The organism is Dendronalium sp. ChiSLP03b (assembly GCF_034531165.2).
Taxonomy (GTDB): Bacteria; Cyanobacteriota; Cyanobacteriia; order Cyanobacteriales; family Nostocaceae; genus Dendronalium; species Dendronalium minutum.
Window position 1 is genome coordinate 30,867 of sequence record NZ_JAVRBR020000045.1, and the last position, 25,749, is coordinate 56,615.

General features: G+C 41.2%; 24 protein-coding genes and 1 pseudogene. 15 read left to right on the forward strand and 10 right to left on the reverse strand.

The window, feature by feature from the left end; translation table 11 throughout:
• Positions 1–117 precede the first annotated feature (117 nt).
• From RMY31_RS11300 to mscL, 9 genes are all read left to right on the forward strand, one after another.
• The gene (locus RMY31_RS11300) at positions 118–1,167 is read left to right on the forward strand and encodes an aromatic ring-hydroxylating dioxygenase subunit alpha (protein ID WP_322659711.1); all 1,050 of its coding nucleotides are present in this window, start codon (positions 118–120) and stop codon (positions 1,165–1,167) included.
• A gap of 322 nt (positions 1,168–1,489) precedes the next feature.
• Positions 1,490–2,521 carry an aromatic ring-hydroxylating dioxygenase subunit alpha gene (locus tag RMY31_RS11305; RefSeq protein WP_322659709.1) on the forward strand — a complete coding sequence of 344 codons (1,032 nt, stop codon included), beginning with the start codon at positions 1,490–1,492 and terminating at the stop codon, positions 2,519–2,521.
• An 82-nt stretch (positions 2,522–2,603) separates the two neighbouring features.
• Positions 2,604–3,608, forward strand: coding sequence for an oxygen-dependent coproporphyrinogen oxidase (gene hemF, locus RMY31_RS11310; RefSeq protein WP_322659707.1), 1,005 nt, complete (start codon positions 2,604–2,606; stop codon positions 3,606–3,608).
• A gap of 529 nt (positions 3,609–4,137) precedes the next feature.
• Complete coding sequence (locus tag RMY31_RS11315; RefSeq protein WP_322659705.1) at positions 4,138–4,776, forward strand: hypothetical protein; 639 nt, start codon at positions 4,138–4,140, stop codon at positions 4,774–4,776.
• A gap of 183 nt (positions 4,777–4,959) precedes the next feature.
• Positions 4,960–6,378 carry an FAD-binding oxidoreductase gene (locus RMY31_RS11320; RefSeq protein WP_322659703.1) on the forward strand — a complete coding sequence of 473 codons (1,419 nt, stop codon included), beginning with the start codon at positions 4,960–4,962 and terminating at the stop codon, positions 6,376–6,378.
• Positions 6,379–6,408: 30 nt separating this feature from the next.
• Positions 6,409–7,623, forward strand: coding sequence for an ABC exporter membrane fusion protein (locus tag RMY31_RS11325; protein WP_322659701.1), 1,215 nt, complete (start codon positions 6,409–6,411; stop codon positions 7,621–7,623).
• Between the two features lie 52 nt (positions 7,624–7,675).
• On the forward strand, positions 7,676–8,833 hold the full coding sequence (devC, locus tag RMY31_RS11330) for an ABC transporter permease DevC (RefSeq protein ID WP_322659699.1): 1,158 nt from the start codon (positions 7,676–7,678) through the stop codon (positions 8,831–8,833).
• Between the two features lie 58 nt (positions 8,834–8,891).
• Positions 8,892–9,605 carry a DevA family ABC transporter ATP-binding protein gene (locus RMY31_RS11335; protein ID WP_322659697.1) on the forward strand — a complete coding sequence of 238 codons (714 nt, stop codon included), beginning with the start codon at positions 8,892–8,894 and terminating at the stop codon, positions 9,603–9,605.
• A 45-nt stretch (positions 9,606–9,650) separates the two neighbouring features.
• Positions 9,651–10,082, forward strand: a complete 432-nt coding sequence (gene mscL, locus RMY31_RS11340; RefSeq protein ID WP_322659695.1) for a large conductance mechanosensitive channel protein MscL — start codon at positions 9,651–9,653, stop codon at positions 10,080–10,082.
• Positions 10,083–10,202: 120 nt separating this feature from the next.
• On the opposite strand, the gene RMY31_RS11345 is transcribed toward mscL, so the two are convergent.
• Positions 10,203–11,891, reverse strand: a complete 1,689-nt coding sequence (locus RMY31_RS11345; RefSeq protein ID WP_322659693.1) for a DUF3352 domain-containing protein — start codon at positions 11,889–11,891, stop codon at positions 10,203–10,205.
• A gap of 185 nt (positions 11,892–12,076) precedes the next feature.
• Here RMY31_RS11345 and RMY31_RS11350 point away from each other — a divergent pair, with 185 nt between their 5' ends.
• A complete protein-coding gene (locus RMY31_RS11350) occupies positions 12,077–12,271 on the forward strand; it encodes a hypothetical protein (protein ID WP_322659691.1) in 195 nt (64 codons plus the stop codon).
• Positions 12,258–12,626: a DUF2237 domain-containing protein gene (locus RMY31_RS11355; protein WP_322659689.1), complete on the forward strand. Its 369-nt coding sequence runs from the start codon at positions 12,258–12,260 to the stop codon at positions 12,624–12,626. The genes RMY31_RS11350 and RMY31_RS11355 overlap by 14 nt, the downstream gene beginning before the upstream one ends.
• A 417-nt stretch (positions 12,627–13,043) precedes the next feature.
• Here RMY31_RS11355 and RMY31_RS11360 read toward each other — a convergent pair whose 3' ends face one another.
• Positions 13,044–14,372, reverse strand: a complete 1,329-nt coding sequence (locus RMY31_RS11360) for a hypothetical protein (protein ID WP_322659687.1) — start codon at positions 14,370–14,372, stop codon at positions 13,044–13,046.
• A 219-nt stretch (positions 14,373–14,591) separates the two neighbouring features.
• Positions 14,592–16,031, reverse strand: a complete 1,440-nt coding sequence (locus RMY31_RS11365; protein ID WP_322659685.1) for an RtcB family protein — start codon at positions 16,029–16,031, stop codon at positions 14,592–14,594.
• Positions 16,032–16,232: 201 nt separating this feature from the next.
• Here RMY31_RS11365 and RMY31_RS11370 point away from each other — a divergent pair.
• A pseudogene (locus RMY31_RS11370) lies at positions 16,233–16,625 on the forward strand (cation-transporting ATPase PacS); the annotation flags it as partial.
• Between the two features lie 253 nt (positions 16,626–16,878).
• Positions 16,879–17,967, forward strand: coding sequence for an aromatic ring-hydroxylating dioxygenase subunit alpha (locus tag RMY31_RS11375; RefSeq protein WP_322659683.1), 1,089 nt, complete (start codon positions 16,879–16,881; stop codon positions 17,965–17,967).
• Between the two features lie 531 nt (positions 17,968–18,498).
• Here RMY31_RS11375 and RMY31_RS11380 read toward each other — a convergent pair.
• Positions 18,499–18,792 (reverse strand): hypothetical protein, encoded by a 294-nt coding sequence (locus tag RMY31_RS11380; RefSeq protein ID WP_322659678.1) that lies wholly within the window; start codon positions 18,790–18,792, stop codon positions 18,499–18,501.
• A gap of 490 nt (positions 18,793–19,282) precedes the next feature.
• Complete coding sequence (locus tag RMY31_RS11385; RefSeq protein WP_322659676.1) at positions 19,283–19,906, reverse strand: FMN-dependent NADH-azoreductase; 624 nt, start codon at positions 19,904–19,906, stop codon at positions 19,283–19,285.
• Positions 19,907–20,192: 286 nt separating this feature from the next.
• On the opposite strand from RMY31_RS11385, the gene RMY31_RS11390 reads away from it, so the two are divergent.
• Complete coding sequence (locus RMY31_RS11390) at positions 20,193–20,546, forward strand: winged helix-turn-helix transcriptional regulator (RefSeq protein ID WP_322659673.1); 354 nt, start codon at positions 20,193–20,195, stop codon at positions 20,544–20,546.
• A gap of 23 nt (positions 20,547–20,569) precedes the next feature.
• Here the strand turns inward: RMY31_RS11390 and RMY31_RS11395 are convergent, their stop codons facing one another.
• The 4 genes from RMY31_RS11395 to RMY31_RS11410 all read right to left on the reverse strand — a co-directional run bounded on the left by RMY31_RS11395 (position 20,570) and on the right by RMY31_RS11410 (position 22,573).
• Positions 20,570–20,965, reverse strand: coding sequence for a salt stress protein, Slr1339 family (locus RMY31_RS11395; protein WP_322659671.1), 396 nt, complete (start codon positions 20,963–20,965; stop codon positions 20,570–20,572).
• A gap of 122 nt (positions 20,966–21,087) precedes the next feature.
• Positions 21,088–21,693: a vWA domain-containing protein gene (locus RMY31_RS11400; protein WP_322659669.1), complete on the reverse strand. Its 606-nt coding sequence runs from the start codon at positions 21,691–21,693 to the stop codon at positions 21,088–21,090.
• Positions 21,694–21,744: 51 nt separating this feature from the next.
• Positions 21,745–22,350 (reverse strand): VWA domain-containing protein, encoded by a 606-nt coding sequence (locus tag RMY31_RS11405; protein ID WP_322659667.1) that lies wholly within the window; start codon positions 22,348–22,350, stop codon positions 21,745–21,747.
• A 100-nt stretch (positions 22,351–22,450) separates the two neighbouring features.
• Positions 22,451–22,573: a hypothetical protein gene (locus RMY31_RS11410; protein WP_322659665.1), complete on the reverse strand. Its 123-nt coding sequence runs from the start codon at positions 22,571–22,573 to the stop codon at positions 22,451–22,453.
• A gap of 149 nt (positions 22,574–22,722) precedes the next feature.
• Between RMY31_RS11410 and RMY31_RS11415 the strand changes: the two genes are divergently transcribed.
• Positions 22,723–24,210: a site-2 protease family protein gene (locus RMY31_RS11415; RefSeq protein WP_322659663.1), complete on the forward strand. Its 1,488-nt coding sequence runs from the start codon at positions 22,723–22,725 to the stop codon at positions 24,208–24,210.
• A 238-nt stretch (positions 24,211–24,448) separates the two neighbouring features.
• Here the strand turns inward: RMY31_RS11415 and RMY31_RS11420 are convergent, their stop codons facing one another.
• Positions 24,449–25,717 (reverse strand): glycoside hydrolase family 10 protein, encoded by a 1,269-nt coding sequence (locus tag RMY31_RS11420; RefSeq protein WP_322659661.1) that lies wholly within the window; start codon positions 25,715–25,717, stop codon positions 24,449–24,451.
• Positions 25,718–25,749: the final 32 nt, after the last annotated feature.

Below are 25,749 nucleotides of genomic sequence, written 5' to 3' on the forward strand. Positions count from 1 at the left end.
TATTCATTACCGAACGCACCTCATATCAAAAACATAGAAACTGAGTTAGAGATTAGTATTTCCGTTAAAAAGTTGCTTTCAAATAACCTGTTTATTTAAGATAGTAGGAGCTTAGGTGTGCTAAAAAACTTCTGGTATGCTTGTGAATTTAGCCCAGCTGTTACCAACAAGCCCAAGCAAATTGTGATGTTAAATCAGAGATTCGTTCTCTATCGCAATTCGCAAGGGCAAGTCGTAGCGCTGAAAGACCAGTGTTCCCATCGTGGTGCTGCATTATCTATGGGCTGGCTAGAAAACGGCTGTATCCGTTGTCCATATCATGGATGGAAATTTCAAGCTGATGGTCAATGTATAGAAATTCCTTCCAATGCACCTAGAATACCCATCCCTAAAAAAGCTAGCGTCAACAGCTATCCAGTGCAAGAAAAATATGGTTTTGTCTGGCTGTTTTATGGGGACTTACTAGAAGAACAGTACCCACTAATTCCTCCATTGCCAGAATATGAAGACTCGACTATGCATCCTATTTACTTAGAATATGAAATGAAAGCTCACTATACTCGAGTCATAGAAAACGCTCTTGACCCAGCTCACTTGTATGCAGTTCATGCTAATTCCTTCGGGGCGGGATTTGCACAAGATCCAAGAGTAGAAGACTATGTGGTTCAAGATGAAGATTGGGGTATAAGTGCCAAAATTACATACAAAAATTACACTAAGCCCAAAGATGGTATATTTAAATCCTTCTTTCGTCCAGCACGCACACAATTAAATGCAAGAACTAGCTTCTTTCTCCCCAATATAACTAAGATTGAAAGTGACTTTGGTCGTGGCAAAATGATCAATTACGCTGTCCACATTCCTGTTGATGAAAACACGACCATTAGTAAGCGAATTCAGTTTCGTAATTTTTTTACCCATTCTTGGGCAGATAAGATATTCGTGAAGTTTCACCATAGAGTTGGCTTGGAAGATAGGGTGGTAACTGAATCCCAATATCCCAAATTAATACCTGAGACTCTATCAACCGAAGTCCATGTTCCTGCTGATGCTTTGACCCTTGCCTATCGTAAACTTCGCCAGAAATATTTAGCTATGGGTTGGGGTTTACAACCGAATAAAAGTACATCATATAACTCTAAAATAGACCTAATTACACTTCGTTAATGAATTAGATTGATATCTTACACAGCATCGAATTTAGAGATTTTTTTGTATTTCTGTCAACTCAAATCAAGTAAATCTAAATACAAGCCTTCTCTATAAATCTGACAAAATTACTTTTGAAACATAGACTTGCCGCATAAGTATTTTGGCTTTGCTGAGCCATACTAAAAAAAGCTCACATCAAAGGCAATAAAGCTGTAAATAAGACTGCAAAATTATTTTCCTCCGCGCACTATCTATTTAGATTCGATAAAAGTTTTGAGTGCAATTTGCTTTTAAAGTATCAAGACAATATCTCTAACAAAAACAGGAGGAAAAGACTTTGAAAAACTTCTGGTATGCTTGTGAATTTAGCTCAGCAGTTACCGATCAACCCAAGCAAATTGTGATGTTAAATCAGAGATTTGTCCTCTACCGCAACTCTCAAGGACAAATCGTAGCTCTCAAAGATCAATGTCCTCATCGCGGTGCTGCTTTATCTCTGGGCTGGGTTGCAGACGACTGTATCCGTTGTCCCTATCATGGATGGAAATTTCAAGCTGATGGTCAATGCATTGAAATACCTTCTAATGAAACTGGAACGCCTATTCCTAAAAAAGCTAGTGTAGATAGCTACACCGTGAAAGAAAAATATGGTTTTATTTGGCTATTTTATGGAGACTTGCCAGAAGAAAAACGTCCTTCTTTACCAACTTTTCCGAAATACATGGTTGAGAATATGCGTCCTGTATACGATGAGGGTATAGATAATGCTAACTATGCTCGTCTCATGGAGGCTAATCTTGACTTTACCCATGTTATCGCAGTCCATAGAAAATCATTTGGACAAAGAATTCCTATCAATAAAACTATTAAGTATAAAGTCGATAAATACGATTGGGGTGCAGTTGCCAAAGTTAATTATGAATCTTTAGGTAAGTCGAAAAGTTTTTTAAATTTTTTACTCGGTGGTCGCCCAGAATTGAAAACAAGATTGACCTTGTACCTGCCCAATGTTACCCTGGCAGAAATTAGCATTGGTAGAGGTAATAGCTTTGATATCAAGTTTGGTATTTTAGTTGCTCACCTTCCTATTGATGACAAAAATACTTTAGTAAAACGCGTTTTATATCGTAATATTTTACCCATACCTTGGTTGGATGGTTTTTTCAGGAAGCTTGACCACAAACTTGCTCAAGAAGACACAGTAGTAGTTGCAACTTTAGATTCTCAACTAATGCCCAAAATATCAGAAGAGCTTCACGTTGCTGCTGACGCTTTAGATATTACTTTTCGCCAGTTTCTTCAAAAGCACTTAACAGCATCATCTAGCAATTTTGGACGTAATATGGCTTTTTCCCCAGAAAGTGACTAACACACTAGCAGCCTATTGCATACCAACAAAGACTTAACTGCAAAAGGACAAGACTTCGTCAATAGTGAGTGAGGAGATAATCATGACCCATGTCCTAGAAAAATCGGTGACACAACAACCAACAATGCGCGGGGTAATCGATAAGTCTTTCAGACAGATGTTTGAGAACACTTGTCAAGCTCTGGAAACTTTAGATGGTAAAAGGTTCATCGAACAGTCTTGGACTCGCGATCGCAAAGGCATCTGGACACCTGGCGAAAGTAGTGAGGACACTATCTATATCGATCGGTCTCTGCACAATGGCAATGTCTTTGAGAAGGTGGGAGTTAACTATGTAGCGATAGAGGGTGAATTACCACCTGGAATGTCTTTTCAGCAATCAGGTGCTCTCTCGTCAGAAGCAGCAGATCGAATAACGACCAATAAAGGCGATCGCTTTTTTGCTACAGGTTCTAGCTTTGTGATTCATCCTCATAACCCGATGGCACCTACTGCTCATGTTAACTACCGCTATTTCCAGATCGATAACGGTACAAAACCAGTTTATTGGTGGCTTGGCGGCGGAGCAGACCTCACACCGGCCTATCTTTTCGAGGAAGATGCTGTTCATTTTCATCGAGTACATAAAGAGGTTTGCGACAAGTACGATTCTTCCTACTACCCCCGCTTTAAAAAGTCTTGTGATGAATACTTCCACATCCCACATCGTGGTGAACGCCGAGGTATAGGTGGAATTTTCTTCGACCATCTCAACAAAGGTAATTCACAAAAACTTCTTTCATTTATTACAAATTGTGCTGAAGCTTTTATACCGGCCTATATGCCGATTGTAGAAAGACGTAAGGATATGTCTTTTACAGAGAAGAATAAGTACTGGCAACGTCTTGTGCGTGGGCGCTATGTGGAGTTTATTTTATCTTGCGATCGCGGTATTCGTTTTGGTCTAGCAAGCGGTATGGTCAAGCAGCAAAGTGTGTTTAACTGTATGCCTCCCGCTGCCAGTTGGGAATATGACGACCAACCCGCCCCTGGTAGTCAGGAAGCAATGCTGAAAGAAGTGCTAAAAAATCCTCGAGAGTGGCTATAACTTTTTTGATACCGATCGTTATTTGGAATTGAAGCCACATTAATCAAGACGACTCAGTAGAGAACATCAGATAGTCATTGGTGGGTGAGATGAGAAAAACAAAATCGGTGGATGTGAGGCAACAAAAAGCAAAATTGACGAGGCAGTACAACAAATCTATAACGAATGAACTCGAAATAGATATTGTATTAATCTGTCTCAATGCTTGCAGGTATATGCTTCTCGGAATAATTTGGCTTTGTGTGTATGCCAGTAGGTAATTTGTAATTCGTAATTCATGAGGAAGTCGGAGTCTTGGATGCCACATCCTCCACTTGGGGAGACCCCAAGACCGGAGTGGCTCCGGTTACCGTCGAGTCCCAACTTCCGTTAGTGCAGCGTTAGCGAGCTTGTGAGCGTCACCCAGAGGGTAATTCCTAATTGATGGTGTGAGTTTTTAGTTTAAGTTATTTGTTTGATTTTTGGAGAATACGAATTACGAATTATTTTGATAATTTACTAGTCGTGATAAATGTTGGACAAGAAAGAAATGAAAACTGAAACTGAACTGGTTACAGGTAACTTACGCATGGAAGATATCATCAATATTGATGAATCGAAAGCCATGAAGCTGTTCAGAAATAGATTTAAAAGATATAGAAATCTCGTAGAAGAACTGGGAGATGAAGCCGCTTTTGAAAAAATGATGGAAAAATATCCCGAGCAACAAAAGGCGTTAATGGGTACTTTTATTGAGAACAATACCCTAGCTCAAGGCTTTAAGAAAGCCGCTCCGTTACTGGGATTGATGGGCTTTGTTATGGAAATAGTCGATGTTTCTCAGAATGAAATAGATGCAGCACTAGAAATTCAAAGAGTCTGCCCAGTTTTGGCGATCGCTAAAGAATATGGTTTCGATAATCCGTGTCGTGTCTTCTGTGAAATGGAACAGGAAGCAACTAGAAGAGCTTTCCCTGGTATGAAAGCTGCGATTCTTAGTAAACAAGCAGAAGGAAGCTGTGTTTGTGTATTTAAGTATGAAAGACCTACAAAGAAGGTAATAGCATCAAGTACACACATGCAAAGTTTTTATTCCAAATTAATAAATCGCATGATAGAGCTATTTGGACTGGTTCCTAGCTTGATTAAAATTGGTATTAAGATGCTCAGAATGCGGTTTAGAAATTAATTTCCAAGATACCATTTCTAAATGAATTGATATTTTTAAACGAACCGCATAGACGCATTAGTGGCTTCCCGCAGAATAGAACGCAAAGAATGCGAAGGTAAGAGGAACAAAGATAAGAAATAAAAAGGATTTTTTAAAGAATTTAGGATTGATATAGCTTTTTTACCATTTTTTTAAAGTTACATGAATAGTATTATCTCCGATTTAAATCATCTTATTGAAGGTAAGGTTAGCAATAAAGAAGCTGATTTAGTGGCAGTTTCTCAGGATTTTGGCGGTATTATTCAAAAACAGCCTCAAATTGTTGTTCGTCCTCAAAATTCCACTGATGTTGCTAAAGCTATTAAGTATGCTGCTGAGCAAGAATTAACCATTTCATCACGAGCTGCGGGACATTCATTAAGTGGTCAATCTTTGAACCAAGGTGGAATCCTCTTAGATATGAGGAACCTGAATCAAATTGATGAGTTCCACTCGGATGAACTTTGGTACAAAGCTGATGCTGGTGTTACTTGGAAGCAAGTAGTTGATACTTCGATACCATATGGTGTAATTCCTCCTGTGCTGACAAATAACTTTGAAGTAACTTTAGGAGGCACTCTCTCAGCAGGTGGTTTAGGTTTGAGTTCTTTTCGTTACGGATCTCAAGCTGATAATTGTTTGGGTTTAGAAGTTGTTACCGGAACCGGAGATATTGTCTGGTGTACGCCAGAAGAAAACAGCGAACTTTTCTATCACGTTCTTTGCGGTTATGGGCAGTTTGGTATCATTACTAAAGTACAAAATCGACTCAGAAAATACCGCCCCTTCACTCGCAGTTATTTCCTTTGCTATGATGACTTAGATCATCTCTTGAATGATGAAGCTTTCCTAATTTCAGAAGGTCGTATTGACGGTTTAGTATCTTTATTCTCTCCCTGCTTACTCGGATTTTCTCGGGCAAGTGAAAAGGGAATAAAACCTCTAATCCAGTGGTTTTACAGAATGCAAATCACTATAGAAGTGGATGATGTTAATGATATAAACGAAGAGAAATTACTCTCGGAATTAAATTTTTATCGTCATATCTATACTGAAGACCTAACTTTTGAAAAATTCATCCAACCAATAGCACAAATTCCTCATCCTGTGGAGACTGCTAACTCTTGGATAGATGTTCTGCTACCAATGTCTGTGGCTAAAGAATACATTGAGGTTGCTCTTCAACGTCTACCTTCTTTCATGGACTTTCGGACTGTACCTGTAGGTTCATTTTGTCTAGTGTCTGGTAATACTAAAATGCCCATGTTCCCTTTACCTGATGAAGATTTAATTATTGGGTTGGGAATGTATCCTACTATTCCCAAATCACAGGTAAAGCCTGTTATAGAGCAGTTAAATTCACTTACTGACCTTGGTTTCCAAATGGGTGGCAAAAGATATATGGCTACTTGGGTAGAATTTGATTTGCCACAATGGCGACTCCAATTTGGCGATTACTGGCCTAAAGTCAATGAAATCAAGAGGAAATACGATCCTCATGGCATACTCAATCCTGGCTTTTTTAAGTATGAACAGGTTGCACAAAAAAATGTGAATAAGACTTATATCCAAACCCATTAGATATTCATCGTGAGGAAATTTTAAAGAACGATGTTGCAAGATTCTGAGGAAATTAGTAAACCCTCTCTATTCCCACCCAATTTGCGTTGGTTAGTGACTTTGGGTATTGTCTGTATGCTGGGAATAGGGGCGGGAGTATTTTATTTAGCCCGGATATCAGCTACCACTAAACGTTCAGTAGCCGTTGCACAAGTTAAGCGGCCAGTTGCTTCTAAGGTTAATGCATTGGGAAGATTAGAGCCAGCAGGTGAAGTGATTCAAATTTCTGCTCCTACTAATCCCAGCATTGGTAGTGGTAGTCGTGTAGCTAAATTGTTAGTTGATGAAGGCGACTTGGTACGATCGCAACAAATCATCGCTATTTTAGATAATCGCGATCGCTTGCAAGCCAATTTGCTCGAAGCACAAAAGCAAGTCCAAGTCGCCCGATTCCGTTTAGCTCAGGTAAAAGCAGGGGCAAAACCAGCCGAACTAGCAGCGATACAAGCGAACGTGAGGAATTTACAAGCAGAGTTAGAAGGCGAAATCCAAAGCCAAAAAGCTACTATCGCTCGCTTAGAAGCAGAATTACAGAACGCAGACATCGAATTTAGTCGCAATCAAGCTCTTTACAAACAAGGAGCGATCGCAGCTTCAGCACTCGATAGTCGCAGACTCGCTCTGAGAACTGCCCAAGAGCAATTGAATAGTGCCAAAGCAGACTTAGAGCGAACGAAACGTACACTCACTGCCAAAATCCAAGAAGCCAAAGCCACTTGGGATAAAACAGCCGAAGTGCGTCCCACAGATGTGGCAACAGCACAGGCAGAGGTAGATAGTGCTGTGGCTACAGTGGGAAAGATTCAAGCCGAACTCGATTTGGCATATATTCGGGCACCGCAAGCAGGTACAATTCTGCGGATTCAAGCTCATCCCGGAGAAACAGTAGGTAACGAGGGAATTGTGGAACTCGGTCAAACCGATCGCATGTACGTTGTAGCAGAAATCTACGAAAGTGATATTGCCAAAATTCGTCCTGGTCAAACTGCCAGCATTACCAGTCTCAGCAATGCCTTTCCTGGCCAGTTAAGCGGAACAGTCGATCGCATTGGTTTAACAGTAGCGAAGAAAGATGTCTTAGACACCGATCCAACAGCCGCAACAGATGCCAGAGTAATTGAAGCCAAAATCCGTTTAGACAAAGCTGCTAGTAGACAAGTAGCTAGCCTCACAAATCTTCAAGTCAACGTTGAAATTGATTTGTAATTAGTCATTAGTCAGTTGTTATTCTCTTGTTTATCCCCAGTCCCCAATTCCTATGTTTAAACGCAAAATTCCATTAGCTTGGCTACAACTAATGAAACAAAGGGGACGTTTTATTGTTGCTCTTTGTGGAATTACATTCGCTGCTTTTCTAATGTTGATGCAGCTGGGTTTTCAGTCTGCTTTGTATGACAGTAATACCCGTTTTCATGAACTCCTACAAACAGATTTGGTAGTTATTAGCCGCCAAGCACAGAACTTGGGACTACTGAGTTCTTTTCCTCGTCGTCGTTTGTTCCAAGCTGCGAATTTTTCAGAGGTGGAATCAGTAAATCCTTTATATATCCGTTTAGGAGTTTGGAAAAGCTTGCAAACTAAACTTGATGAATCAATTCTAGTTATAGGCTTTAAGCCAGAAAAACCTGCGTTCAACTTGCCAGAGGTCAATCAAAATTTGGATGTTATTAAATATCCAGACACTTTTTTGTTTGACCGCAATGCCAATGGAAAATACCAAGAAGCGATCGCTCAAATAGCTCAAGGTAAATCTGTCACCACAGAACTGCAAGCACGTAAAATTACAATTGCAGGTTTGTATGAGGTAGGCGCATCTTTTGTAGCTAATGCCAGCGTAATTACCAGTGACCAGAACTTCTTGCGAATTTTTTCGACACAGCAAGCAGGTAAAGTCAACCTTGGTCTAATTCAGCTAAAAGCTGGTAGCGATGCCAATGTAGTAGTTAAAGCGTTGCAATCTTACCTGCCGGATGATATAAAAGTCCTCACCCGTCAAGAATTTATTGATTTTGAGAAGAAATATTGGCAAGAGAGTGGTGCAATTGGTTTTATCTTCTCGTTAGGTGTAACCATCGGATTTCTGGTTGGTGTGATTATTGTTTACCAAATTATTTACAGCGATGTTATCGATCATTTAGCTGAATATGCCACACTCAAGGCTATGGGGTTTCGCAATATCTACTTTCTATTTGTGGTATTTCAAGAGGCATTGATATTAGCCGTACTTGGTTATATTCCTGGCTGTTTGATTTCTTTTGGCATGTATACATTGACTCGAACTACAACAAAATTACCACTATTTCTAACTGTTGAGCGTGTAATTCAAGTTTTGATATTGACGATTATCATGTGTGTAATTTCTGGGGCGATTGCTATGCGAAAATTAAACTCGGCAGACCCAGCAGACATATTTTAATAATTCGTAATTCGCAATTAATATCAAGAGAATAAAATTTTACATAAATGGTATCAATATGCAAATTTTAAATAATTTTAATTCAAATCAACTAACTACTGGTGAACCTGTCATTTCTATTCGCAATATTAATCATTTTTTTGGTAAAGGAAGCTTACGCAAACAAGTTCTATTTAATATCAAATTAGATATTTACCCAGGTGAAATAGTAATTATGACTGGCCCATCTGGGTCAGGAAAAACCACCTTGCTGTCGCTGATTGGTGCGTTGCGTTCTTGCCAGCACGGTAGCTTAAAGGTAATTGGTCAAGAACTTTGTGGCGCTAGGCAAAACCAATTAATCAAAACACGGCGGCAGATTGGCTACATTTTCCAGTCATACAACCTCTTGGATAGCTTGACAGCACGACAAAATGTTGAGATGTCTTTGGAACTGCACGAGCATTTGTCTTGGACAGCAAGACGAGCAAAAGCAGTACGAATGCTTGAAGCAGTAGGATTAGGAAATCGCGTTAACTATTACCCAGAAAATTTATCTGGCGGTCAAAAGCAAAGAGTTGCGATCGCCCGTGCCTTGGTAGCAAATCCCAAAATTATTCTCGCTGACGAACCCACAGCATCATTAGACAAGAAATCAGGACGGGATGTAGTGGAATTAATGCAAAGCCTTGCCAAAGAACAAGGCTGTACTATCTTACTCGTCACCCATGACAATCGGATTCTCGATATAACCCATCGCATTCTTCACATGGAGGACGGTTATTTAATGTAAAATTAGCAGCTAATAAAACTACAATAAGCTTTTTAAGAGTCAAGTATGGCTAGAGCAAGAAGAAGAGTCGGTGGCTTTTTTAGAGATTTTCAGGAATTTGCATTCAAAGGTAATGTAGTTGACTTGGCGATTGCCGTAATCATTGGTGCCGCCTTTGGCAAGATTATCACCTCTTTTGTTGAAGATGTGGTTATGCCATTAATCAACCCTATAGTTGCTTTAAGTGGTAAAGACTGGAGGACAATCACGATTGGCCCGGGAATTGCTATTGGTAAGTTTCTTGGCTCAATAGTTGATTTTGCGATCGTTGCCCTAATTTTATTTGTGGCTATTCAAGCTTTACAAAAATTCAAAAGGCAAGAAGAAGTCACCGCTGACCCCCCACCAGATGCTAATCTCACAGCTCAAGAAAGACTGACTGGTGCGTTAGACAGGCTGACAAATACTTTAGAATCTCGCAGCGATCGAGTTTTATGAAGGAGCAGGGGAAACAGGGGAAGCTCCGCCGAGGGAAAGGGAAAAGAAAATATCCTCCTTTTCCCTAACCCAAAAGCTTTAACAACTGACCACTGATTGCTGATAACTTACCCAGTCCCTCTACTTTGCAGTATTTGGTTTAAGAGCTAACAACATCTCTAATTGACTGATGGATTTATCGGGGCTGGTGGCAGTAGCACTAACACCACGAATCGAACTCAGGATAGCCCTAGTTTCAGGCGGGATGGATTGGCCTTGTGCCGCAAAACGATTTACTAGGGATACAGTTTTGTCCATATCTAGATAGAAGTAGCCACCGTTGGGTTTTTGCAAAGAACCAGTAACGGCTTTGAAGGTTTCGCTATTTTCAAGAGATTGATTTTTACCAGCTGTAATGGACTCAGCAACAGGGCCACCAATCGCCAAAAATACCGTGTCTTGGTCTAGCCAACCATGAGCTAATAAGGCTCCTTGTTGGGGTATTTGCCATTCAGTTACGTCTTTGCCACCGATTTTTCTTTGGGTGATGTTGATTCTTTGTGTTTTGGCAAGGGTATCCAATTTGGTAAAGGTGGCTTCTGCTGTTTTGCGATCGCTGGTGTCAAATAATAAGGCTCCTCCAAAACCCAAACTCGCTAATACACCTTGATTAGATGGAATGGCACCAAAAGCAAATTCTCCATTCATCCACCCGAAAATGTCTTTATCTAGGTCGATATTGACTGTTTGTAATTGTCCCCGCATCTGTTGGAGTGCTTGCTGTAATTCTGGATACTCTTTTGACTGTTCTACTATCGTTGACCAGCTACGACTAATATCTTTACCGTTAACTAGAGCAAAGGTCTCAATGGGAAATTGAGCCACTATGTTGGCAGGAGTCGTTTGATACTGGAATTTGCTGAGTTGCGGATCTAAATTGGCGATCGCTTTCATCCGCACTCCTGCATCATCAACACCAACAGCCGCTGCCATCGATTTTACCTGTTTCAACTGCGCTAGAGTTTGTTGAGGTACTTGTTTTGCCTGGGGACTTGCAGCTATTAATTGCTGTACCATACCTGCGTAGTCTGGTACATAAATTTGAGCTAGGGTGTTTTTCACATCTACACCTTTGCTAAGAATACTGCTTGCACCTTCTTTACTTGCAAAGGAAGGCTGTCCTTTATAGGTGTCAATAGCATTCTCTACAGCTTGCTTTTCAGGAGCCAATACTATATGGCTATTATTTAAAACTGCGCTATATGTTGGTTTCCCATTTTCTATAGTTTCTGTAATTTTTTCACCTTTATAGTCAGATTCTTGGCTTTTGACGTTTTTCTGTTCTTTTAGTCTCTTAGCAAAATTCAAAGCGCTGATTTTGTCCTTGATTCCCACTACCATTAAAATCTTTGGTTCTTGCTGTAATGTTATGGGCGGATTCGCTGGATTAGAAGGCTCCCTCAACTGCGCGGGTTTGGCTGCATTTGGTGGCAGTACTGCAAACATTACACCACCAACCCAAGGCTTGATGTCTTTTTCGTAAGAGATGTCGCTGCCTTTAAATGTATTTTTATTAAAATCTTCTAGACTTTTTGCTAGTAATTTTTGTGCTTCCGGAGTGCCAAACTGCTGCAACTTCTCCCAGGCTTCTGAGTCGGTAGTAATATAAGTTGCCATGAGTGCTGTAGAAGGTACTAGTTTAGCACTACCTAGAGCGCCTGAGCTATCTCCAGAAGGCCCTTTTAAATACATGTAAGCAACCACACTGCCTGCTACAACTGCCGCAGCACCGATAGCAGGAATGAAAAACTTGGATTTACTTTCAGACATTATTGTTCTCCTATTTTCCTCAAATTGTCACCGAGGTTTATAAAAACGTCACTATGGAGTTGTCGGAATTATTCCCCATTTCAAGTAATTTCTCGGAATTTACTGAAAAATTTAGTAGTTCTACACAAAGATAAATCGGAAAGACTCCCAAAAATACTTCAATGCTATGAGGAGGAAATCCGTAAATGGAGAGTTCATCTCTAAAACACGACCCTGCTTATGGAGGGTTAGGAGTAGAGACGCGATTAATCGCGTCTCCGCGTCCCCGCGTCCCCCTGCTCTCCCTCCTAGCAGGACTAAAAAGTTATTCGGTAAAATTGATGCGGATGCCAAAACAGCTATTGCTCAAGCCAGAAGGAGTTGACAATGACAGAGGCTAAAAACGTAATCGGTACAAACCTAGAGGTTTGCTGTACTTCTCCCATGACTGGATATTACCGCGACGGCTTTTGTCGTACAGGCGGTCAAGATTTTGGCTCGCACGTTGTATGTGCCCAAGTCACAGCAGAATTTCTTGAGTTTACTAAGTCACGGGGTAATGACCTCAGTACACCTGCTCCTGATTATAATTTTCCTGGTCTGAAACCAGGCGATCGCTGGTGTTTGTGTGCTTCTCGCTGGCAAGAAGCTTTAGAGGCTGGTGTTGCTCCACCCGTTATTCTCTCATCTACCCATGCTAGAGCTTTGGAAGTTGTTTCCCTAGACGAACTGAAAAAACATGCGCTCTTAGTATAAAGGAACTCCAAAAAATAAATTATCCAATTTTCTACAAGCAAGACTATTATCAGATTCTTCTTCCCCAGCTTCCCCAGCTCCACGGCAGTTGCTACAACGGGGAGGCAGCCACGTGGGCGGCTTTGCCGACTTTTAGACGCGCTCTGTGCGGCTTCCCACAAGGTAGGAACTGCCGTGGGAACCCCGACAACGCACTGCCTCCCCAGCTTCAAGAGTGATATCAAGTTCGGCAAATAACTTACGATATGTCATTGCGAATGCAACGAAGTGAAATGAAGCAATCGCAAGGCTTTGGGATTGCCGCGCTTCTCCTAAGGGAGACGCTGTGCGAACGCTCGCAATGACATAAGTATTAAGTCGGACATGATATGATGGTATATTTTTTATTTGTCAGTCCCTTATTCCTGTCTGCTAACTTTATTGAAAACCCTTGGCTGCCTTTTTTTGCCCCTTACCCTTGGGCTTAGATTTGTTAACTTCTGTAACAGCTTCTTGAAATAAGTTGTGCAGATGTATAGGCACACTAGCGATTTCTGGTAACTCTGGCTCGATAGGTTTGTCGTATTCTTGCAAAAGTTGATTCAAGTCACTTTCCAAACTAAATTCTGGACGTTGCAGAATAGCTTGCAATATTTTTTCTAATTGAGTTGGGTACTTTTGGGCTAACCGATGCCAGATAAAAGTGTTAATAGTTTTATCTGTGAGATAAAAGCGAATTAGTTTTTCAGCGCCTTCAATACTTTGCCAGTCATCGGCTGACAAAATAGCCTGTATTTTACTGTACGTTGGTAAAAACATTTGACCCCAACGGGGATGAGAAAGAGCTGTTACCTGTTCTGCTTTCTTGAGTTCGGCAGGTAAATCAACTTTTGGCATCACCATTTTGCTCTTGCCACTTTTATCATTGAAAATTTGAGAAACTACTTTTGAGTCAGCACCAACTTCTTCAGCTGCTGCTTTGATTTCCTCTTCACCAACACCAGCTTCTACTGCCATCTCGCTCAGAGATTTAGATGTATCAAGTCCTGCTGCTGCCAAGCGTTTCTCAGTAATTAATTCTTGGAATTCAGCTATTTTTTTATTCAGTTGATATCCAGGTAGCGTGATTTCATCAGTGGCAAAAAAGTCAACAAACTGCTGATGATATTCTGCTACAGATTCCCAAGCTGCCTCTAGTAAATCTGGAGCATCGCTGTAAAGACTATTTTTATAGTTATCTTTGAAATTACCAATAGCTACAGCAAGTTTCGGTTTACCCAACTTACCCATCTGTGTGTAGGGGCCGGAAAATGTCCAGTAGCTGTCGGTGACAGGAGAAATGCGAGTTAGTAAGATTTCTGCCGCTTTCAGGCGAGATAGTGCCTGTAATGTTTGGGGATTGTTGGGCTTGACAATGTAATGTTTATCTGTCAACCAGTTCGTTAACTCAAAGCCATCGCTTAGGATTTGAGTAATGGCAAATAAACCAATAAAACTATGATGCCATCTGCCGATCAGGTTGCGATCGCTCTCGGATAAATCTGGATGGTTTTCTATAAATATCTCTAGCGGTGACTTATCGCCGACTTTTCCTTCTGTAATAAAGCTGTCAACGATTAAGTCTTGTTGTGTACTATCTCCACTGCCACGGCGTAACTGTGCAGCAGCATAAGTTTCTAGTGCTTGTGCTAGCTCTCCTTCAGCATCAAGGACAAAATCAACTAAATCTTGTTTGAGTGCGTGCGATCGTTCTAGTATGGCATCCACAAGTAAATCTCTTGGTTTAACAGTTGTAGGTTAAGGTTCCTAGAAAACTTTAACATCTAGCAATAGCTAGATGTGTCCTGACCTCATTCACTGCTGAATTTTGAGTACTGAGTGAGTTTACTTAACTCAGTACTCGCAACTTTAAAGATTATCCAAAATCATGGTTTTGGAGTTATCAATGAAATTAGAAAGGTTTAAACACTGAATCTACATTTTTACTCACGCTTTAAACGTTAAAACAGGACTCAATCGCGCTACAGCATCAACCATTTCCGCCTCTACTTGCACATCAATTACAGACTGAATTGGTTTATAAGCAGCTGGTGCTTCCTCAATTCTGCGTTCTTCGCGGAGAGTGATGCAGTCTACCCCGGTTAATCCGAGTTCTGCCTCACTTTGAGATGCACCTCTGCGGTTGAGGTCAAAACGCGATCGCACTCTTCCTGCACCATGTGACGCAGAATTGCAAAACGCTGGATTGCCTTTGCCTACCATGAGATAAGAGTAAGCACCCATTGAACCAGGAATAATTACAGGTTGCCCTGTGTGGGCAGGACAAGCACCCTTACGCGTTACCCATCCCCGATCTTCTGGCAAAGTGATGTTGTGCGGCAAGTCGTAAACTAAAGGTGCTTCCACATCACCGTACACTTCCCGCAAACGCAGACGTAGCAGTTCCGCTAACAGAAGGCGATTGACAAAGCCGTAGTTAGCGGCTGTCGCCTCAGCTTGTAGGTAACTGGCAACTAGTTCGGGGTGGGAATGAACAGAAAGTGGAAAAATCTGAGATTCTGGGTACTTTAAACCTTTTGGCCAAGTCGCCCTAGCTTTATCTCGCCACATTCCGCCAATATACTTACCCACGTTGCGAGAACCTGAGTGAATCATGAAAGCTAGCTGTCCCTCGCGCACTCCCCAAGCATGGGCTAAGGCGCGATTTTCAACTTTATCAACTCGTTGCACTTCCACAAAATGGTTGCCAGAACCGATGGTTGCTAGTCCACCATCGCGCACCAGTCCATCATTTGGAACCAATTCTTCTGGTGCAAGTTTCCAGTCACCATCCATTGAACCACCTAAGAAGATGCGTTCGCTCTCTTGGGCAAGTTGCTCTAGATTGGACTTGACTACACTGCCTGTAGGCCGATCCAGCACGGCATCTAACCAACCGGGAACACCATACTGAAACAAAGCTCGCATTGTATGAGCAGTCATAGTCACATCACGCGTACCGAAGAAGTAATCCCCCTTCATTCGTTCTACGAAGAAGTCGCGCTTTGCAAGGAATTTATCGATTGTCAAATCGGCGACGTGTAGGCGCATTCCACAATTGATGTCTGAACCCACAGCCGCAGGAATAACTTGACCTACAGTTTCTACAACCGAACCAATAGCAACACCAGCATCACCAGGGTGAAAATCAGGTGTGGCACAGGCACGGCAGATGCATCCACCTGCTGGGTGACGAACGTTTGCCAGATTTGCTAACTGCTTTAGTGCCTTAGCTTCTATGGGGAAGCCTTCGGGCAATAGCACTTCTGCTAATGGGGCATCGACATTATTTGTTAAACGGACAGAATAAGTGTAATTGCTGTAAGTTACATCTAGACCCTGACGTGCTAAAGCACGCAGAAGACGTTGAAGATTTTTTGGCTGCATGAAAACTCCGTGGGAGTCTAAAAAAAGACTCTTTGTTTTGAAGAGATTAGGGAGACATGGGTTCAGCAGCCGCGTCTCAGTTGGTTTGGATGGTCGTTGTCCCAGATTTGTGGGGAAAACAACAGGTTAATTTTTACAAATGTGATTATATAGCTTTGATAGCACACACTTTTACAGAATGACAAGTCTTAAGTAGATGAAGGTATTACTGATGCCCTCAAACTCTCATCAGCCGCAGCAGTAAAAGCACTACAAAAGTTAGGTTTAGAAGTAGTAATGCTGACTGGAGATAATCGCCAAACTGCGGAAGCGATCGCGACTAGCGATATCACTCTTGTTTCTGGAGACTTGCAAGGAATTGTCACAGTGATTCAACTCAGTCGCGCTACCATCCGCAATATTCAGCAAAATCTCGTTTTTGCCTTTATTTATAACGTCATTGATATTCCCGTTGCAGCTGGCATTCTTTTCCCTATTTTTGGTTGGTTACTCAATCCAATTATCGCCGGAGCAACAATGGCTTTATCTTCAATCTCTGTTGTGACTAATGCTCTCAGATTGCGTAAGTTTCAATCAAAAGCTACCTCGTTGTGATACGGAGTAAGGAGTGGTGCAGTTAAATCAGTTGAGAAAGTTTTGCTACTCCTACAAAAGTAAAAGGAATTGTATAATTTACATTTTATTAGCAAATTAATAAATATTTTTTCAGTATTTATTCACACTTTAAATTTATCAATTTTATTTAAAAATAATATAACTATCTACCAAAGTACTAAAAATAACTGTTTTCACTATATTTTCGTGTTAATTCTAAATCAACCGCTTCACTTCAAGTGAAACTCTAAAAATGAATGTTAATTCGCAGCCTGCTAGCTCAAAGCGTAAACCTAAAACTTTTAATAACCCAGAACGTTTTATTGAAGGATGGTATTGGGTAATACAGTCTTTAAATTTGGAGATAGGTGAAGTAAAACCTGTAAATCTTTTGGGTAGAGAACTAGCGATTTACCGTGGTAAAGACAGAAGAGTAGTGACTGTTGATGCCTATTGTCCTCACATGGGCGCTCACCTTGCTGAAGGTCAAGTCGAGGGTAATGAATTACGCTGTTTATTCCATCATTGGAAGTTTAATGCTCAAGGAATCTGTGTTGATATTCCATGTTTGGATGAGTCACTTCCTATGAAGTTAAAAACTTGGCCTACTGCTGAAAAGTACGGGATGATTTGGGTTTGGACTGGAGAATATCCACAACAACCTTTACCATTTATTCCAGAGTTGGAACATAAGGACTGTGATGTTATCTTTGGCCCCCGCTTAGTGATGAATTGTCATCCCAATGTAGTCGGGATTAATGCTATCGATGCTCAACACTTCAATACAGTTCACAAACTCCTATCAGAAATTATTTTTGAAAAAGATGAACTAAATCAGAATGCTATTATCTTCAGCAATACTACATATAGTGGTGAAGATTCTTTTTTGATTAAACTTATCCGTCCCTTCTACAAAAATCCTGTCACTTATAGTATTTGCTACTGGTATGGCACTATTGGTATAGTAACACTTAGTTTTGATTCTCTTTATATTCACGTTATGTTCGCTATGCGTCTTCTAGAAGGAGGAAAAACTGAAGCTCAAACTATTGCGATGACTAGGAAACGTCAAGGAATTTTTGGTTGGTTACATAATCGAGTTATACTGTGGCTAACTAAGATTGTGGGTAAAGATTTCATCAAGGCTGATATTAGAATTTTTCAAACAATTCAGTTTGATTTAAAAACCCCAATCAAGGCAGATATGTCGATTATGCAGTTTATCAATCATCTGGAAAGACAGAAACCCTTGATGTGGAAGACTTGGAAATTAGCGCGATCGCAAGATGTCGAGATGAAGGAAAAGCGCGAAAAATGGCGGGATGAACTGTCTAACGATTAACAAAAGTTAAATAAAAAACTAAAAAGCAATGTACTTTTTAGTTTTTTGATTACTTTGTTGCTATGCTACCCTATTTACAAAAAGAAGTGGCAAAGCCACTTCGTAATTCCCAGGTAGAACCTGAGAATGAGTATAACGACTATGCAAATTGAAAATAGTATAAATTAACACTGAATAATTTGATATATCTGTTCTATTTACCTTCCGGGCTAGTGAATCCTGATTTGAATCATGCAAATAACTGTATATTTACCATTTTTGACTGTGGTTGTCTTATTCTGTTAGTATGTTGAGTCTATGTTGCGATCGCCTCTGCTGTTTAGCAATTAAGCTAGAGTGATGAAAGTTTGATTTGTTATGCCTCAGCCTCTAAAAGTGCTGATAGTAATCGCCTGATGGTAAAAACTGAATCTTTCCCGTGGCACCATCGACTGAAAAACTTGGACTGTGCAGCACCCTTTGCAATTCATCGCGCCTGTTAGTTTGCTCCAAACCTTTGACTATTGCTAAAGTTGCATCATCCCGGATTTCTCACTTGTGAGAAATCCGGGCTAAGTCTTCGTTCTCGTTTGCTTCCAAACCACCGACAACAAAGATGTTGTCGAGGAATTTTTCCAAGTGACCTGATTTTTCCCAAAGAACACGACTTAAAGCCAGAGGCGATCGCACTTCTTCAAACTGATAAGCTTCGTAAAGGCAGCGCATAAAGTTTTCAATCGCCCGGAATACCTGCAAACCCATAGGATGCCAGAGAACCATACCTGGGCTGTGTTCTTCAAAATGGAACAAATCCATTACTCTTGCAAGTTCTCGATGGTCGTACATAATTATTCTCCTGTTGTTGATTTATCGAGTTTCAATCACCTAAATGCTGATAGTGATGTGATGACTAAGCAATAAAAAACCCCTCCAATTTATTGTCGGGAGGGGGTGATAGTTTTGCGTATTTGCTCGCAATAAATACCATTACGTCCCTCCAAGCATGATAGTAGTGGTGGTAGTAATAGTTATGACGAAGTGACGGCAACGGTTCATGTCTTTATCTTTCCAGTCTGACAAGTTGAATTCTCACAAATAATACTTCGAGCAATAAAAAACCCTCAAGGAATTGCCTAGAGGGGTGAATCGATTTCTTTGCTTTATATGTCAGCAAGACTTCACGACCCTCCTTGATAGGTAGTTAGAGTAGTGCTGGTAGTGGTCGGGAAATTAAGTTGGATTGCCATTATTAATTGCAAATTTTTGCTCGATCGAATGCTTGATATCCATAACCTCATTTAAGCAAATATCGGCTAATTGTCAAGATATCATCTGATTACCAATTAGCTACAGCTTGGGCGATCGCATCCTTAGCAGCGGCTAGAGACTGTTGGCGCGCATCATCACCAGAGTTGAGGTTTTCAGCATAGATAAAGGTAATATCTGTGAGGCCGACAAAGCTGAAAATCGCACGGAGGTAGGGTTCTTGATAATCATAAGCAGCAAAGGACGTTCCGGGGGAAAAAGCACCTCCACGTGCTGTGACGATCAATACCTTTTTGCTGCTATCGACTAAACCTTTATATCCATTTTCGTCAAACGTAAAGGTGCGACCTACACGTACAATTTGGTCAATATAAGCCTTAAACGTGGAGGGTATGTTAAAGTTATACATTGGCACGCCAAAGACATAGCGATCGGCTGCTAAAAACTCGTCAACTAAATTATCAGATACCTTAATTGCTTCAACTAGTTCCGGTGTGCGTGCTTCAGGTGGTGTAAAAGCAGCCGCAATCCATGATTCGTCTACATGAAGAACGGGATTGTGACCTAAATCTCGGTAAATAACCGTATCGCCAGGATGAGTATCTTTCCAGGATGTGATGAACTCATAACAGAGCGATCGCGAAATAGAACGTTCACCACGAGGACTAGTGTCAATGTGGAGGATATTTGCCATAAATTTTCCAACCAGAACTGTGCCTATTAGGTATATGGAAAGCTGAAATATGAAGCCGGAAATCGCCCTACGCATCAAGGGATAAGGCATGAATATTGAAAATAACTGCTGGATTTAGCGCCACTTGTGGGTGAGGCATATACCAAGTTCTTACTTCATCATTCATCCTTTAAACTTCAGACTTCTATAGTCAACGTACAAAAAACTTGCCGAATAGACTTTAAACTAAATAAAGTTAATATGAAAAGTAGGCACTTAAAAGTAAGATACTTACTAAAAAGTAACTATGAAAGCTGAAGCAGAAGATTATAGCAGGCTGACTTGTGAAGTAGAAACCACCATAAAGGTGATTGGCGGACGTTGGAAGGTTTTAATTATTAGAGAATTAATGACAAGCGTAAAACGATTTGGTGAATTGCAGCGAGCGTTACCCGGAATTACGCAAAAAATGCTCACCCAGCAACTAAGGGAAATGGAGGAAGATGGTATTATCCATCGAGAAATCTACGCCCAAATTCCTCCAAAGGTAGAATACTCATTAACACCCTTAGGAGTTAGTCTGCAACCGATTCTCTATGCAATGCATGAATGGGCCGTTCAGCATTATTTATCTCAAATAAATGGTAAGCAGAATCATTAAATTAAATTGAACTAATTTTGAGTTTATTCGTTACTTTGTAAATATTCAATTGCTGCCTCTAATTTTGAGGGATAGCTTTCAGAAAATCTTTCAAACCAAAGTCCTTCAGGTGAGAATGGGTCTAATTTGTCTAACCATTCTTTTGCTTGATTTTTCAAAGTTTCTAGTTTTGTTGCTTTAATTTTTTCTTGTCGAATTCGTTCTTGTTCTAGTTCTTGCTGTCTTCTTAACTCTTCAGCTTTATCCTGTGCTGCAAAATCAGCCTGGACTTCCGCCAACAAATTATCTACTAAAGATACCGATTTTGGCGGCGGTGGCACGAATGGTTTTACTACATTTATTTTTGGCTGTTGCTTTTCAGATTTTGCTTCATCATATTCAGCTTTGATTTGAGCTAACAGCTTATCAATGGTATCCATTATTTTACATGTGGTAACGGTGATTACTTAATTAGTGATAATAGAAAGCTTTGAATAGGCAGTAGGGAATATGAGGGGGACAAAGAAAATAATTCCTGCCTTCTACCTCCTACCTTTTTGCACTAGTCAGTAATGGCATTAAGTAGAACTTCTGATAAACTTAAATCTTCCATATCATCCATTGTAATTGTGTCACAGATATCAAATTTAGCTCCAGCGCTTTGAAGTTCATCATCTAAAACTTTAAGAAAGCGGGTAGCTTGCTGATCTGTACCGACTTGAATAAAAGAAATCGCTAATTCTTCATCTCGATCCATACGGCGAGAAGCTTCAATTATTACCTTCATTACAGCTTTGCGATCGTCCGGTTCGCCATCAGTAACAACTAAAATTGTTTCACCATTTGGTTTCGTTTGACCTGAACCTTTGCGTTGAAAGTAATCATCAGTTGCGTGTTTCAACACAGATGCTAAGTCTGTAGTCCCAGAGGGGTCGTTTTCGCGAAAAACTTGTGCTACTTTAGCCGATGTGACATTTTCATAGCGTTTAAATCTTCCAGAAAACACATAAACAGTAATACCATCTGGATCGAATTGCTCGCACTTGCTAGCTAAAGCTAAGGTAGATTCTTGGGCTGCTGTCCATCTGTTTCTACCACCCTTTTGGTCTGGGGTTGCCATGCTACCACTTTTATCAATAATTAAAGTGTAGTCTCGATTTTCTAACATTTATAAATTCTCCACTTATGAGTCAATTGACTCTAGAATTTTGACTATTAATCAATCAGTAATCGCATTCATTAATACATCTGCGAGACTCATCTCTTCTAAGTCTTCTAAAGTGACAGTATCGCAAATATCGAATTTAGCACCGACACCTTGCAACTGATCGTCTAACGCCTTGAGAAACTTAGTAGCCTGGGCATCTGAACCTACTTGAATAATTGAAATTGCTAATTCTTCATCACGATCCATTTGGCGCGTGGCTTGAATAATTACCTCAAATACGGCTTTGCGATCGTCTGGTTCGCCATCAGTAATTACTAAGATTGTCTCACCATTGGGTTTGGTTTTACCCGCAGCTTTACGTTGAAAGTAATTATTGAGTGCATCTTGGAGTACACCTGCTAAGTTTGTCGTGCCAGATGGGTCATTTTCTAGAAATATCTGTGCGACTTTGGCTGAGGTTACATCGTCATAGCGTTTAAATCTTCCAGAAAACACATACACAGTGATACCATCTGGATCGAACTGCTCGCACTTCCTTGCCAAAGCGAGAGTAGACTCTTGGGCTATTTCCCATCGACTTCTACCGCCAACTTGGTCGGGAGTGGACATACTACCGCTTTTATCAAGGATTAATGTATAGTCGCGATCGCTCATCATAAATTCCTTTGAATATTGACCTGTGCTACTAGTCTAGTCTACGGTTTTCTAGGCTATGCAATCTTTGTAAGTCTTTGTATCAATTCTGCTACTACTTATTTTAAATGCGATCGCTATGAACCATCCCTAAGTGTCCCAAACCACTTCTGTACTCGACTTGGGGAACTACTCCGTTGGGGAGGACATCACTGTAATCCCCAACGCCCCGCCTCACAACTGACAACTAATTCCTACCTGAGTTGTGAAGAGTTGGGGAATCACGCCATTTCCAAATTTGGCAGACTACAACCCTCGTTATAGATTAATAAGTGTAAGTGTATCTATAACACCTGACTTATTCGGGCTTGGTCTTTCACAGCGAAGGGTTTGGAAATGTTTACTTCCTCAGAGACTCCTATAATTGGGACTATTTTGCTGGTAGCTTTGGGTATTTTGGGTTGGGGCTTTTACCGCGCCAGACCTTTTGGTAAACTGGGAATCTTAGCCTGGTTGCAGTCTGTGGTGTTAATGGCTCCCTGGCTGTTATTCTTTGGGTTATTTGCCACAGGAATTTACATCAATATAGTTGGAATATTATTCTTAGTAGTGGCTTCCGCTGGACTGTACATCTTCTTGGGAAGACAATTGCGCTCGGCGGGGCAAGATGCCATACTCAGACAGCGAGCAACACAAAGACTAGCCGCTGATTCCTCACCACCAGCAGAAAATAACTCACAGCCAGTAATTGCAGAATTGCAAATTGAAGTATTGCCAATTCCAGAAGAGGACTTGAACGCAATTAAAGGCATTTTCGGTATCGATACATTTTTTGCCACAGAAACGATCGCTTACCAGGAAGGAGCTATTTTTAAAGGTAATATTCGAGGAGAGCCAGACGAGGTTTATAACCGTCTCACTACCAGTTTAAAAGAAAGATTAGGCGATCGATATCGTCTGTTTTTAACGGAAAATACAGACGGAAGACCTGTGGTGATTGTTTTACCTAGCAGAAATGAACCACGTTCAACAACGTTACCCCAAAAAGTCTTTGCAGGTATCTTGGCTGTAGCAACTATCGCCACCAGTTTTGAAACTGCGGGATTACTGCAAAATTTTGATTTATTCGCCAATCCAGAACGGTTTACAGAAGCTTTACCTATAGGTGCTGGCATCTTGACGATTTTGGTAGCTCATGAAATCGGTCATTGGATACTTGCACGTCGTCATCAAGTCCGCCTCAGTTGGCCCTTCTTTTTGCCTGCTGTGCAAATAGGGTCTTTTGGTGCAATTACTCGCTTTGAGTCTTTAGTACCCAATCGCAAGGCATTGTTTGATATTGCTTTAGCAGGGCCAGCTGTTGGTGGTATTGCTTCTTTATTAATGCTAATTGTCGGCTTGTTGCTTTCGCACCCAGGCAGTTTATTTCAATTGCCCAATCAGTTTTTCCAAGGTTCAATTTTGGTGGGTAGCTTGGCGCGAGTTGTCCTGGGTTCCGCTTTACAGTCGCCCCTAGTGAATGTTCATCCTTTAGTAGTGATTGGTTGGCTGGGATTAGTAATTACCGCCCTCAACTTAATGCCCGCAGGACAATTAGATGGTGGTCGCATTGTTCAGGCAATTTACGGACGCAAAACCGCAGGACGGACAACGCTGGCAACTTTAATTTTGTTAGGGCTAGTGGCTCTTGGTAATCCTTTGGCATTGTACTGGGCGATCGCGATTTTATTCTTACAACGGGATCTAGAACGCCCTAGCTTGAATGAAATCAGCGAACCTGATGATGCCAGAGCCGCCTTAGGTCTTTTGGCTCTATTCTTAATGATTACCATTCTCCTACCCCTAACTCCCGGCTTAGCTGGGCGGTTGGGAATAGGGAGTTAGGAGTTAGGAGGCAGAGGGGCAGAGGGGCAGAGAGGCAGAGGAAGCAGGGGGAGAAAAATCTCAAATGACCACTGACCCCATCCTAAGTACCCAGTTCCCAGTACCCAATCCCCAATCCCTATTTTCAAGCTAGGCAGGTATGAAGAAATTCTCCTTATCTACCTTGTCCCCGCGTCCCCGCGTCCCCGCGTCTCCGCGTCCCCGCGTCTCTGTGTCTCCCTCATCTCCCCTTGTCCTCCTACGGTGTCCAACCTGTAAGCAAATTTGGGTAAGTTGTTGGTGTGGGGAAGATTTGCTGGAAGCCAGAGCGACGCTTGAGGGCTGTTTCTTGGCTCAGGTTCCAGAGAGTTTCATAAAAAAAGAAGGAGACTCCAGCAAAGTTGCGATCGCGTACTTTTTGCACTTGTGTCTGAATCTGTTCCATTGGTATCGCTCTGTTTTTCAAGCCGGCTAAAATGCCGATACTCACGGGAATATGACTTCGTGCTGCTTTGACTTCTGGGTATTCTAATTCACTGATAAAGACATTCAGATCGTTGCGATATATCTGCAATACCAACTCTTCGATCAGTCCCATCCGCTCCCATCTCTGCCAGTCTGCTAAAAAATATTCGTAGGAGAAACGCTGGGGATTAGGTGCAACGGAAACTAGGCAATCTTTTTTATTGGCTTTGATGGCTGAAAATACCCGCTTCATGAAGTCGGTGATTTTGTTAGCTCTCCAGCGCACCCATTCTGGGTCTTTAGGGTTTTTTGAGGGAGCTTGACCACGGTGTTCTTTTTTGTATAACGTCACTGTATAGGGATCGTAGCCTAGTTCTGATGGTAAGCCAAAATGGTCGTCAAATTGAATGCCGTCGATGTCGTAGTTTCTAACGATTTCAATGATTAAATCTTGGATGAATTGTTGTACTTCTGGGCGAAAGGGATTTAGCCAAACGCGGTTATGTGTGCCTTCTTTGACAATCCGCGTACCGTCGCTGCGGTTGGTGAGCCATTGGGGACGATTCTTGGCTAAGAGGGAATCAGCGGGAGCCATGAAGCCAAATTCAAACCAGGGAATCACGGTTAACCCTTTTTTATGTCCCTCGCTGACAATTTCTTTGAGCATATCTCGCCCTTGCAGTCCAGGTGTAGGATCGAGCGATCGCCCAATCACTTTACCTGCAACTTTACTGGGATAGAGTGTATATCCCCAATTCCAAACCGCAGGGTAGATGGTATTGAAGTTTAATTCATCAAGTGTTTGTAAAGCATTCTTGAGACGATTGCCTTCAAATAGCACATCACTATCAATATTTGTTAACCACACTCCTCTTAACTCAGTTGCTAACGTTGGTGTAGCCCCCCGAAGGTATCGCGGAGTCGTTTGAGCATTCAAAGGTAACGATAATGTTACCGTAGCTACCATGCTCAAGGCCAGCATCACGATAAATAACGCCTTCTTTCTATTGGAAATAATTTTCCACTTTAGAAACTTCACACACCACTTTACAAAATTTTGCATAAATTGCTACAGCTATCAGAAAAGAAAACATG